Source organism: Anabaena cylindrica UHCC 0172 (genome assembly GCF_034931625.1).
Classification (GTDB): domain Bacteria; phylum Cyanobacteriota; class Cyanobacteriia; order Cyanobacteriales; family Nostocaceae; genus Anabaena; species Anabaena cylindrica_A.
On the sequence record NZ_JAYGGY010000135.1, the window covers coordinates 1 to 13,031 of the forward strand.

Consider the following 13,031-nt stretch of genomic DNA (forward strand, 5'->3'; position numbering starts at 1 on the left):
TGCCTCAACCCAACCTACCATATAATGACTTTTGAGCCTTAACCGAGCAGTATTGTATGGAGAAGGGTTCCATATTTGGTTAAACAATGAACCGTTTGCAGTATAGTCCTGACTACAACCAACGTTGTTGTTTAGCATAAACAATACTACTAATTACAATTAAGGCCATCACGCTGATAACAGCAGGATAAGCCCAAGGTTGATCTAATTCCGGCATATATTTGAAGTTCATACCATAGAGACCAGCAATGAAGGTGATTGGCAAGAATATAGACGAGAGGATAGTTAAGCGATTAATTCGTTCACCGGTTTTGCTGGCAATATTATCCCGTTGAATTTCCATTAATTCTGACATCCAGGCTCTCAGAGTCAGATATTCTTGCCAGAGATTATCAATATGATGAACCAATTCCTGAGTAAATATTGTCTTCACAGGTGGGGTGATCCATTGGAAATCTTCGTAATCCATCATAGCCATAAGTGATTTGATGCTTTGAAAATTGCGCCTTCCAAAACGAGTAGATTGCCTCATTGTGGCAATTTTTTGGTAAGTTGAGTCATCACCCAATTTATCTAAAACTTCATCTTCTAAGTCATCAAGTTTTCTAGAAATATAGTCAAACACAGTATGATAATTGTTCAAAATATCTTTAAAAATTAGATATAAAATATAGTCAACTCCCCACTTTTGAACATCTAAAGTTCGCTTTTGAAGATTATTAGTTAGGATGCTAAATATTTTTAATTCGGTGATTTCAAATGTGATGATAAAATTGCTTCCCACCACAATACTGCCACGCGCCACCTCAAAGTCCCGATTTTTTATTTGATGAGTCAGAATTTCATAGTTATTAAATAAACAATCTTCTATATCTTCATCAATTCCTATAGGAGAATGGTTGAAAATCATGTCAACACGAGATGAATTGAGTCCAAAGTATGTCATAATTCTGGCTGTTCCAGTGCGATCGCGGAAATGAATACAGCGCAACCAGATATTGTGAGAACGATCAACTTTTGTTAGTACTACATCGACATCCCTACTGGTAAACAACTCCAGGTGATTATGAGAAAATGTGAGGAGAATCAGCATATAGCAATCCTAATAGACTCCAGGTAAGATTTATAAGTAGATTGTACTTACCTACGTAATCTTTAGAAATTACCGACTCCGCCAAATATTAATTTTCCCATCAAATCCACCACTGGAAAGAAATTGCCCATCACTACTAAAAGCAATATCTTCAATAGGCTGCATCAAAGTACTCACAGATTTACTCTGAATATCAAGTGTATTTTTTAACTCACCTGTAGTTAAATCCCACAACTTAATTCCATCTTTACCACCACTAGCAAGGGTTTTACCATCAGAATTAATAGCAATAGTATTCACCCAATTATTATGTCCAGTAAGGGTGTGGATTCGTTCACCACTGTTGACATTCCAAACTTTAATACTTGTATCCCGACTAGCACTAACTAAAGTTTCGCCATTGGGTGTAAAAGCTAACCCAGTTACTACCTGAGAATGCGCCACAAATGCTCGGATTAATTTGTTACTACGCAAGTCCCATAGCTTAACTACACCTTTATTATCACCACTAGCCAAGGTCTGTCCATCAGGACTAAGCGCTATGGTATGAATTGCATTATCAAAGCGTACTAAGGTGGCTAGAAGCATTTGTCGTTTTAAATCCCACAAACGAATCCCGTCTAAACCACCACTGACAAGAATTCGACTATCAGCAGAAACTGCTAAAGACAATATTGGACTTGTATGTCCAACCAAAGAACGGCTAAATTCCAGACTTTTAAGATTCCAAAGGTTTATTCTGTAGTCACTACCACAACTAATCAGAGTTTCACCATTTGGAGTAATTAAGATAGAGTCTACCGATCCTTGATGCGCTCTGTTAATCGTACCCAAAATTTTTCCCTTTTGAGGATTCCAGAAGCGAATTATACCCTCATTTTCTGCCCCACCAGTTACCAAAAGTTTAGCATTTGGGCTGAAAGCTAGAGATTTAATAGCACCTGTATGCCCGATTAAGGTGTGAAGTAGTTGGGGATTAGCAAAAGTTTTGCTATCTGGGGAGTTTGTCTTTAATTCATCAGCAGCATAAGCAGGATGACTGTAAAACTCTTGATTCATAGGAATTGACAGAGCTACAGATGTCATGAATACTAAGCTCAGACAAGAGCGAATAACCGTATTGCTTCCCCTTCTTTCTTCATTTCTCACAGTTCCTCCTCACCTATTGACACCCATTGAATTAAATCAATACTCAATACTCAATACTCGGTACTCAGCACTCAGCACTCAATACTCGGTACTCGGTACTCAATACTCAGCACTACCTACTGGCGTGATTTTTTCTTGGCAACGGTCATGATTGGTAAAGGTGGACTAGAGGAGTTAGAAGGTAAATAATGTTGCACTACAGGCTCCTCTGGTAAAGAGGGACGCTGTTGCATCCGCCATAACTTAAAAACCAGAGCTATTCCTGTTGTTCCCAAGCCGAAAGCGAACAACGACCAGCTATCATCTAAACCACCAATCAGTGCATCTACTACACCCATTGTGACTAATGCACTAATGATAGGTTCTTTCCGATATGCTGACTTCAAAAAACGAGGTAATACAGCGTTCATCACAGCTTATTCAGTTCCCGTTAACTTTTTGTATAAATTTAACCTAGAATACCTCATAGGCAATTGACCTTTCTGATCTAAGGCTATCAAGGCATATAATATTATAGTTTTTTGGGGCTGGAGCGGAAGTGTAGTAATTCCCTATGATGTTTAGTAATTTCCTGCCAATCATACAGCAGGTAACAGGTGATAGGTAAGAGTTTTTACCAATTACCCATTACCCATTACCTGTGATCTGGTACTATTTCAAACCAAGCCATGAGAGTACACCTTGATTGGTGAGATATTCAATCAACACCATTAGGATGAAGCCAATCATGGCTGCTCGTCCATTCAATCGTTCAGAATATTCATTAAAACCAAATTTGGGATCTTCTAGTTTGGGGTTAATACTGGGTTGTGGTTGTGTCATTATCAGTTTTTCCTCACTTCTTGATGGCAACGAAATTTTAAATTGAGCTTTTAGCTAATTGCAGTGCTTTAACTTGAGAAGTCCAACGACAGGTTGTTGGAGAGAGCAATGCAAAGGCTGACTTTACAATTTTTAATGATTCTTTATCTATTGTAAGAATACTGGGAGATTAGTCAAGTGTATGAGTTGGCGGTTTTTCAGGTAGATTTAGGGGAAATAGGTAAGAAAATAGCTATCCTGAATACGGAAATAGCAGGATGGATACTGGCAGGCTAAAGTAAATAAAAAAATATCAGAGGCTGTAAATGGAAATCGGCGTTCCTAAGGAAACTAAGGATCAAGAGTTTCGTGTAGGGTTAAGTCCTTCTAGTGTGCGGGTGCTGCGGGAAAATGGTAACAGTATCTTTGTCCAAACACAGGCGGGTACTGGTGCTGGATTTACAGATGAAGACTATAGAAGTGCGGGGGCAGAAATTGTCTCTACGCCGGAAGCTGCATGGAATCGGGAGTTAGTTATCAAGGTTAAAGAACCCTTGGTAAGTGAGTATAATTTTTTGCAAAAGGGACAATTATTATTTACTTATTTACATTTGGCAGCCGATCGCAAATTAACAGAATATTTAATTGATTGTGGCATTAGTGCGATCGCTTACGAAACCGTAGAACAACCAGGGGTGAACAGACTCCCGTTGCTTACCCCCATGAGCATTATTGCAGGTCGGTTAGCGGTACAATTTGGGGCTAGATTCCTAGAACGTCAACAAGGTGGTAAAGGGGTACTTTTAGGTGGTGTACCCGGTGTCAAAGCTGGCAAAGTGGTAATTTTAGGTGGTGGCGTTGTCGGCACAGAAGCCGCTAAAATTGCAGTGGGCATGGGTGCGATCGTGCAAATTTTAGATGTCAACGTTGAACGCCTTGCTTACTTAGAAACCCTTTTTGGTTCTAGAGTTGAACTGCTTTATAGCAATTCTGCTCATATTGAAACCGCTGTTAAAGAAGCCGATTTACTCATTGGTGCGGTTTTAATCCCTGGTAGAAAAGCGCCAATTTTAGTATCCCGTGATTTGGTTAAACAAATGCATCCCGGTTCAGTGATTGTGGATGTTGCAGTTGATCAAGGTGGATGTGTAGAAACATTACATCCTACATCTCACACCAATCCTGTATATATTGATGAGGGCGTGGTGCATTATGGTGTTCCTAATATGCCAGGTGCTGTACCTTGGACATCCACTCAAGCTCTCAACAACAGCACTTTACCCTATGCCGTGCAGTTGGCTAATTTAGGAATTAAGGCTTTGGATATTAACCCTGCTTTGGCTAAAGGTTTGAATGTGCAGAATCATCGTTTAATACATCCGGCTGTACAAGAGGTTTTCCCTGATTTGGTAAATTAAGAATCAGCTTTTTAGCGCGGGTGGGTAGGTGTAAAAAATTAGAAGTTGTAAAAAATGGCTGTATCTCTTGATGGGCTTGGCTTTGCGGCTATAAATATTAATGAACCATCCGCGCACCTTACACAGACTGGGTTTCAGCGTTTTTTGTGCTTGACACAATTTCTGAAATGGACTATGATTATCCCATCCGCGCAATCGAACCTTGAAAACCAAATACACAAAGGCTTTCAGCCTCCCGCTATTGCAATTTCTCTTACTCCCTATTAGGGATTGAAACGCAAACTACTTGTTTTTCGCGGTCGTTAGCATACTGAAGATTGCAATTTCTCTTACTCCCTATTAGGGATTGAAACCTAGTATCTTTTGATAAGTTTGGTTCTGAGCTTGATTGCAATTTCTCTTACTCCCTATTAGGGATTGAAACTTCACCTACTTGGGACCCTAACATAGGTGATTAATTGCAAATTGCAATTTCTCTTACTCCCTATTAGGGATTGAAACATTGCCTACCTACAGTTTGATGTTAATAGCAAATTGCAATTTCTCTTACTCCCTATTAGGGATTGAAACATTAGAGGCATTATCATTTCTAATTTCGACTTCATTGCAATTTCTCTTACTCCCTATTAGGGATTGAAACTTCCACCTTCTTTTTTCTGATTGTAATCTTCCAATTGCAATTTCTCTTACTCCCTATTAGGGATTGAAACTCGATTTAGACACCCTGGAGTTTTGGCAAAGCTTGGGTAAAATTGCAATTTCTCTTACTCCCTATTAGGGATTGAAACAAGATTTTGTAGATGAGGAGGGTAAGGAATGGACAATTGCAATTTCTCTTACTCCCTATTAGGGATTGAAACTTAGGTAATTTAGTCTATTCGAGTAAATTTACTTCCCCACATTGCAATTTCTCTTACTCCCTATTAGGGATTGAAACACTACGATCAATACCACCAATATGGCAGTTGGATTGCAATTTCTCTTACTCCCTATTAGGGATTGAAACACTTCATTCATAATTAACCTTCTGTTTGTTTTGATTGCAATTTCTCTTACTCCCTATTAGGGATTGAAACTCTAACTGACTGTGGGTGTGCCAGCTTGTCTGGCAATTGCAATTTCTCTTACTCCCTATTAGGGATTGAAACCCTAATTCCCCTTCCTCAATACCATTTAATAGGAATTGCAATTTCTCTTACTCCCTATTAGGGATTGAAACTACGAATTAAGGCTTTATCATACAAAGCGATATAGTCAGGAATTGCAATTTCTCTTACTCCCTATTAGGGATTGAAACTACAGAGTAATTCCTCATGATAAAAAAAATGCAGAAATTGCAATTTCTCTTACTCCCTATTAGGGATTGAAACCCCAGTTAGATTATCAACAAAAAACAAAGGAAAGTGGATATTACGAATTATTTTAAATTTATAGTATTTTTAGCTACAGTTATCTCTCTCTCAAGTAAGCAACAATAGGAATAAAGAACTGATATGCAGCCTTTCTTGTAAATCATGCTGCTGTTTCATGAAACCTCGAATCATTGTTTGTGGCTTAGGACGTACTGGATATAAAATCTTTCGTTTGCTGAGACAACAGGGTGCTTCAGTTGTCGGTATTCATCGCAAACCCATACCTGGCGAAGCTACGGGAGATGTAATTATTGGTGAATTATACACAGCTTCCACCCTGAAAGCGGCAGGAATTGAGCAAGCACATACTTTAGTAATTGCTACCTCTGATGATGCGTTAAACTTGTCAATTATGATGCAGGCGCGGATACTGAATCCCCAAATTCGGATTATTAATCGCTTCTATAATCCGAACTTGAGCGAACGCCTAGATCAAACTCTTGTTGATCATTTAAGTATGAGTGTTGTCGGTTTAGCAGCACCAGTATTTACCTTTGCAGCCTTGGGAAATCAAGCAATTGGGCAAATCAAGTTATTTGATCAAACTTGGCCAATTCAGGAAGAATATATTGATGAAGATCATCCTTGGAGAGGTTGTAAACTGAGTGATTTGTGGGAAGAGAAATCCCGGATGCTCATTTATTATCTACCTCTTGTAGGCAAGATAAATTTAGTCTCTGCGGTATTATCAGAACAAAGGTTGAAAGCAGGTGATCGATTAATTATTGGCTCTCAACCCCGTGTTAATCTCCCTCGCAAATCATGGGGCAGAAAATTTCTAAAAATCTTCACAAGTATTCGGCAGTTTCAGAAACACGCCCAATCAGTAGTCGTCATGGCAGTGGTGCTAATAGTCATTATTTTACTCGCCACATTCACCTATGTTTCAGCTAAATTAAATATTTCATTTGTTGATGCTTTATATTTTGCTGTGGGCATGATTACAGGTGCTGGTGGTAATGACAAAGTTGTAGAACAAGCACCTAATAGTATTAAATTATTTACAGTTTTTATGATGCTGGCTGGGGCAGCAGTTTTTGGTATTTGGTATGCAATGCTTACAGATTTTGTCTTAGGTAGTCGCCTCAAACAATTTTGGGATGCTGCTAGAATTCCCCAACGTAATCATTATATTGTTTGTGGTTTGAGTGGAATTGGGATTAGAATTATTCAACAACTTCATGCAGGTGGATATGAGGTAGTAGTAATTGAAACAGATCCTAATAATAGATTTGTCACTACTGCTAGAGGAATGAGTATTCCGGTAATTCTTGCAGATGCGAGTTTTCGCACAACTCTACACACAAGTAATATAGATACCGCCGCCGCAGTTTTGGCTGTTACTAATAATGATGCTATTAATTTAGAAATTGCCCTCAAAGCTAAAGGTTTAACACCAAAAATTCCTGTGATTGTTCATTATGCTGATCCTGATTTTGCCGGCATGACAAAACAGGTATTTGATTTTGAAGCTGTACTCAGTCCCGCAGAATTAGCAGCACCGGCTTTTGCTGCTGCTGCCCTTGGAGGTAGAATTATTGGTAATGGTATTATTGGCGATAGTTTGTGGGTAGCTTTTGCCACTTTGATTACGCCTTTACATCCTTTTTGTGGTGAGTGGGTAAAAGATGTAGCTAGGTCTGCTGATTTTGTACCTTTGTATGTAGAGACAAATCATCAAACTTTACACGGCTGGGATTTGCTAGATACCAATTTGAGTGCAGGAGATATTTTGTATATGACTATTCCTGCAAATCGGTTATATCAGTTATGGCGCGAAGAACATCAGCCGATAATAGGATGAACTACCTCTTCTTACTTCGTTGAAATTAGGATAATGGTAGCAAAAATTGATCTCTCATAGTTTATGCTGCGTTTTGTATAGTTTTTTGTAAAAAATTCCCCCTTCCTGACGCAGAGAGGGATTCTATAAATTCGTCGAATTCACGTTAAATAAATTATATGGGTAGGAACGAATGTCTGTTTTACAATAATTTGGACTTTATTCAGTTGTAATTTGCTGTAAATGAACATACAGCGGATTTCGCTGTTAGAGTTTGTTTGAAAAATGGTTAGTGATGTATTAAAAACTTTTAAACCATCCTCTTAGGAGGTACACATCTTGCGGCCAAGATGCCCGCATTACAAGAGTTTAATTATTCAAGTTTGTACCTCATTTAAATGAAATCTGCTGTAAGTTAAAAAAACTTGAATAAAGTTAATATTTTTTATTAAAAAGATACTTTTTTAATAAAAATGCTTAGTGTAAACTCATTTTGATTGCTTTTACTTTAAAGTCATATTTGTACGATTTGTTAGCACTACATATATTTATTATTAATCTATTGATATGATTGATACAATTTTAACGACTTAACTGATGAGACTTAGAAAATGTCAACAGTGAAAATTGAAATCCAGTTATCCTCCGAAGTTTTACTCCAAGCTGTTCAGCAGTTAAACCAGCTAGATTTAGAGCAGTTTATCTCTCAAGTTATGATTTTACACACTCAAAGAAAATCAGCAAGCTTGCTAAAAGAGGAAGTAGAACTATTTCTAACAATAAATGATGATATTTCTTCTGAGACCCATGATTATTATCACAAATTGATAACTACAGTAGAGGAAGAAAGACTGACGAATGAAGAATATAAGGAGTTATTATACCTAAGTGAACAAATAGATAAACTACAAGCACATCGTTTAGAATATTTAGCAGATTTGGCACGGTTACATGGAATATCGCTGACTGAGTTGGTGCAAAATTTAGGCTTTCAGACGTAAAATTATTGTAAATAGACTATTTGAATATTTTAATAAGTAGGATGCGTTAATACACCTATACAACGGTTTATCACTAATGCTTTGAATAATCAAAATAATGTAAACTTTTATAGCCAAATTCTCCCCAAAATTAGCTCATAATTAAGGGAGGACATACTAGTGGAGAACATAAAAATGCTAGAACAATACCGTCAGCACGTTGCAGAACGCGCTCAACTTGGTATTCCTCCTTTACCGTTGGATGCAGTACAAACATCAGAGTTGTGTGAATTACTGAAAAATCCACCAAAGGGCGAAGAAGAGTTATTATTAAATTTATTACGTAACCGCATTCCTCCCGGTGTAGATCAAGCCGCTTATGTTAAAGCTGGGTTTCTCACTGCGATCGCAAAATCAGAAATCACCAGTCCTGTCGTTTTACCTGTGGATGCAGTAGAATTACTGGGAACAATGATAGGTGGTTATAACGTACAATCATTAATTGATTTACTGCAACTTGCTACTGTATCTGTATCGGACTCTTCGGAAACACCACTAGTAATGGGTGGACAGGGAAAAGAACCGATAGCCGCTTATGCAGCCAACGCACTGAGCAGAATTTTGTTGGTATATGATGCTTTCCATGATGTTTTGGAATTGTCGAAAACCAATCCCTACGCTAAACAAGTGGTAAACTCCTGGGCAGAAGCAGAATGGTTTACCTTGCGTCCCACATTAGCAGAAAGTATTACGGTGACGGTTTTTAAAGTTCCTGGAGAAACCAACACCGACGACTTATCACCAGCAACCCACGCCACAACTCGCCCGGATATTCCTTTACACGCATTGGCGATGTTAGAAACTCGCCAACCTGGAAGTTTAGAAACTATTGTTGAATTAAAGAAAAAAGGATATCCCGTTGCTTACGTCGGTGATGTCGTTGGTACTGGTTCATCTCGTAAGTCTGCAATTAATTCCGTATTATGGCATTTGGGCAATGATATTCCCTTTGTTCCCAACAAACGGGCTGGAGGTTATATTTTAGGAAGTGCGATCGCTCCCATCTTTTTTAACACAGCCGAAGATGCCGGTGCATTACCCATTCAATGCGATGTCAGCAAAATGGAAACCGGCGACGTAATCACAATTTACCCCTACAAAGGCGAAGTTACCAACGCCGCAGGAGAAATAATTTCCACCTTCAGCCTCAAACCTGACACCATTTTAGACGAAGTGCGTGCAGGTGGACGCATTCCCCTACTAATTGGACGTACCCTCACCGACAAAACCCGCGAAGCATTAGGTTTAGAACCAAGCACATTATTTATCCGTCCCCAAGCCCCAGCCGACACAGGCAAAGGCTACACATTGGCACAGAAAATGGTCGGGAAGGCTTGCGGTTTACCAGGAGTACGTCCGGGGACATCTTGCGAACCAATCATGACTACAGTGGGTTCTCAGGACACCACAGGGCCAATGACAAGAGACGAATTGAAAGAACTTGCTTGTTTAGGTTTTAGCGCAGACTTAGTAATGCAAAGTTTCTGTCACACAGCCGCATATCCCAAACCAGTGGATATTAAAACCCACCAAGAATTACCCGACTTTTTCGCCCAACGTGCTGGTGTAGCCTTGCGTCCCGGTGATGGTATCATTCACTCCTGGTTAAACCGGATGTTGTTACCCGACACCGTAGGCACAGGTGGAGATTCACACACTCGCTTTCCCTTAGGAATTTCCTTCCCTGCTGGTTCTGGGTTAGTTGCGTTTGCTGGTGCATTGGGTGTCATGCCTTTGGATATGCCAGAATCAGTTTTAGTCAGATTTAAAGGAGAATTGCAACCAGGAATTACCCTGCGAGATGTTGTCAATGCAATTCCTTATGTAGCTATGCAAAAAGGTTTGTTAACAGTAGAGAAGCAAAACAAGAAAAACATCTTCTCCGGCAAGATTTTGGAAATTGAAGGATTACCAAACTTGAAAGTTGAACAAGCTTTTGAATTAACCGACGCTTCCGCAGAGCGTTCTTGTGCTGGTTGCACAATTAAATTGAGTGAACAAACAATTGCTGAATATCTGCGTTCCAATATTGCCTTACTGAAAAACATGGTAGCACGGGGTTATCATGATGAGCGAACCATTATGCGCCGAGTGGCAAAAATGGAAGAATGGTTAGCAAATCCTGTATTAATGTCAGCCGACACAGATGCCGAATATGCAGAAATAATTGAAATTGATTTAAACGAAATCAAAGAACCAATTGTTGCTGCTCCCAATGACCCCGATAATGTTAAGTTATTATCGGCAGTTGCTAATGATATGGTGCAAGAAGTATTTGTTGGTTCTTGCATGACAAACATCGGACATTATCGAGCAACTGCCAAGGTTTTAGAAGGTGCTGGTGAGGTGAAAGCTAGGTTGTGGATAGCGCCTCCTACAAGAATGGATGAACACCAATTAAAGAAAGAAGGTGTTTATGATGTTTTCGTAGCTGCAAATGCGAGAACTGAGATCCCAGGATGCAGTTTATGTATGGGAAATCAAGCACGGGTTGAAGATAATACAACGGTGTTTTCTACCTCGACTCGTAATTTCAATAATCGCATGGGTAAAGGCGCACAAGTGTATTTAGGATCGGCGGAATTAGCAGCAGTTTGTGCGTTGTTAGGAAGGCTTCCTAATGTGCAGGAATATATGGATATTGTAGGAGAGAGAATTCATCCTTTTGCTGATAATTTGTATCGCTATTTGAACTTTGATCAAATTGCCGGTTTTGAGGATGAGGGACGGGTGATTTCTCAGGAGGAACAGGCGGCTTTGGTGTAATGTAATTGGGGGTGAGTCTTGATGGCTCACCTGAATGTTATTAACAATTTATTACTAGGGTAAACAATGCCAGCAAAGGATATCTACCATGATGCGGTGAAAAATGCTTTAATTAAAGATGGTTGGAGGATTTTAGCTGATTCTTATTTTTTACAATATGAAGATGCCCAACTTTACGCTGATCTACTTGCTGAAAAAACGCTATTAGCTGAACAGAATAATCGTACCATTGTTGTGGAAATAAAAAGTTTTATTAATCCTTCTCCGATGAGGGATTTTGAATTGGCATTAGGACAATATATTGTATATCGTGATATTTTAGATTTATCTGAAAAACATTATGCAATTTATTTAGCTGTCAAAGATACGGTATTTGAGAGCTTTTTTCAAAGGAAATCAATTCAAGCCATTGTTAAACGCCATCAAATAGAGTTTATTGTTTTTAATCACGAACAGGAGGAAATTGTATCATGGATAAGCTCACAAGATATGGAGAAATAATCAAAAAAATCTTAACAGAATATTATCAAATTGTTGAAAAATCTCCTGATTTTCACCCGGAAAATTGTCTAATTTTTGATGATAACAATCATCATTATTTTTGGCGTAGTATTGATTGGGTTAACAAAAAAAGAGTTAATAATACTCATGTTTACGTTCGTATTAAAAATCAGAAAATTTACATTGAGGAAGATTGGACTGAGGAAGGAATTGCAACTGAGTTATTACGGGAATGTGTACCAAAAGAGGATATTGTTTTGGCTTTTCATGATCCAGAAACTCGTAAATTGACTGAGTTTGCTGTGGCTTGATTAATTTATAAACAGGAGAAAATACATCCTTTTGCTGATAATTTGTATCTTTATTTGAACTTTGATCAAATTGTTGGTTTTGAGGATGAGGGTAGAGTGATTAGTAAGGAGAAGCGGCTTTGGTATAATTTAGGTTAAGGTGGGTCTGGATGGACTCACCTAGAATATTAATATATAAATAAGACTTATTTATAATTCTATTAAGTATAAATTTCATCTATATTTCTGACTGATGGACTGACCCCTATGTAAAATTTCATATATATTAAATATATTTGTTTGTATTTTTAATGGAGTTTTTAAATCAGCCCTCTAAATATTGACAAATAGGACACAATGTGAGTTTTCTAAGAAGGTAAGATGAAAACCACAATTGAAGGTTTATGCTATCTCCCCTATTTGATGCTTTTGTAGAAGCCAGTCCAGTCAGTGTGATGATGCGAGTGCTGATGGAAAATATTTTTAACCCCTCACGAATGGATCAGCTATTTAAGACACACAGCGAACGGCAATACGAACAAGAGTTACTGTTTTCCACGCAGGTGGATTTAATGAGTCTAGTCGTATGTGGAATGTATCCATCAGTTCATGCCGCCTATCAGAAGAAAGCGGTAGAGGTAAGTGTCAGTGCCACAGCACTATACAATAAACTACAACGGATTGAACTACCAGTAAGTCGAGCATTAGTACATGAGACAGCATCTAGGCTGTTGACTTTGTGCCTTTTTAAGCTATTTTGGTTCATACAACTTCTGTG

10 protein-coding genes, 1 pseudogene and 1 CRISPR repeat array are annotated in these 13,031 nt (G+C 38.5%); of the genes and pseudogenes, 7 read left to right on the top strand and 4 right to left on the bottom strand.

The window, feature by feature from the left end; translation table 11 throughout:
- Positions 1-112: 112 nt before the first annotated feature.
- The 4 genes from VB713_RS27390 to VB713_RS27405 form a co-directional block, all read right to left on the bottom strand.
- Positions 113-1,093 carry a magnesium transporter CorA family protein gene (locus tag VB713_RS27390; protein WP_323314639.1) on the bottom strand — a complete coding sequence of 327 codons (981 nt, stop codon included), beginning with the start codon at positions 1,091-1,093 and terminating at the stop codon, positions 113-115.
- Positions 1,094-1,162: 69 nt separating this feature from the next.
- The gene (locus VB713_RS27395) at positions 1,163-2,179 is read right to left on the bottom strand and encodes a WD40 repeat domain-containing protein (RefSeq protein ID WP_323314640.1); all 1,017 of its coding nucleotides are present in this window, start codon (positions 2,177-2,179) and stop codon (positions 1,163-1,165) included.
- A gap of 179 nt (positions 2,180-2,358) precedes the next feature.
- Positions 2,359-2,652: a hypothetical protein gene (locus tag VB713_RS27400; RefSeq protein WP_323314641.1), complete on the bottom strand. Its 294-nt coding sequence runs from the start codon at positions 2,650-2,652 to the stop codon at positions 2,359-2,361.
- Between the two features lie 241 nt (positions 2,653-2,893).
- Positions 2,894-3,064 (bottom strand): hypothetical protein, encoded by a 171-nt coding sequence (locus tag VB713_RS27405; RefSeq protein ID WP_323314642.1) that lies wholly within the window; start codon positions 3,062-3,064, stop codon positions 2,894-2,896.
- Positions 3,065-3,369: 305 nt separating this feature from the next.
- On the opposite strand from VB713_RS27405, the gene ald reads away from it, so the two are divergent.
- The 7 genes and pseudogenes from ald to VB713_RS27440 all read left to right on the top strand — a co-directional run.
- On the top strand, positions 3,370-4,461 hold the full coding sequence (gene ald, locus VB713_RS27410) for an alanine dehydrogenase (protein WP_323314643.1): 1,092 nt from the start codon (positions 3,370-3,372) through the stop codon (positions 4,459-4,461).
- Between the two features lie 240 nt (positions 4,462-4,701).
- A CRISPR array of direct repeats spans positions 4,702-5,831; the repeat unit is 37 nt; unit sequence ATTGCAATTTCTCTTACTCCCTATTAGGGATTGAAAC.
- A 157-nt stretch (positions 5,832-5,988) separates the two neighbouring features.
- Positions 5,989-7,677, top strand: coding sequence for an NAD(P)-binding protein (locus tag VB713_RS27415; RefSeq protein WP_323314644.1), 1,689 nt, complete (start codon positions 5,989-5,991; stop codon positions 7,675-7,677).
- A gap of 590 nt (positions 7,678-8,267) precedes the next feature.
- Positions 8,268-8,657, top strand: coding sequence for an STAS/SEC14 domain-containing protein (locus VB713_RS27420; RefSeq protein WP_323314645.1), 390 nt, complete (start codon positions 8,268-8,270; stop codon positions 8,655-8,657).
- Between the two features lie 174 nt (positions 8,658-8,831).
- Positions 8,832-11,462 (top strand): bifunctional aconitate hydratase 2/2-methylisocitrate dehydratase, encoded by a 2,631-nt coding sequence (gene acnB / locus VB713_RS27425; RefSeq protein WP_323314646.1) that lies wholly within the window; start codon positions 8,832-8,834, stop codon positions 11,460-11,462.
- 66 nt (positions 11,463-11,528) lie between these two features.
- Entirely contained in the window at positions 11,529-11,963 is a 435-nt protein-coding gene (locus tag VB713_RS27430) for a XisH family protein (RefSeq protein WP_323314647.1), read from the top strand.
- Positions 11,933-12,274: a XisI protein gene (locus tag VB713_RS27435; protein ID WP_323314648.1), complete on the top strand. Its 342-nt coding sequence runs from the start codon at positions 11,933-11,935 to the stop codon at positions 12,272-12,274. Before VB713_RS27430 ends, VB713_RS27435 begins: the two co-directional genes overlap by 31 nt.
- Before the next feature lie 383 nt (positions 12,275-12,657).
- Positions 12,658-13,031 (top strand): annotated as a pseudogene (locus VB713_RS27440) (IS4/IS5 family transposase); the annotation flags it as partial.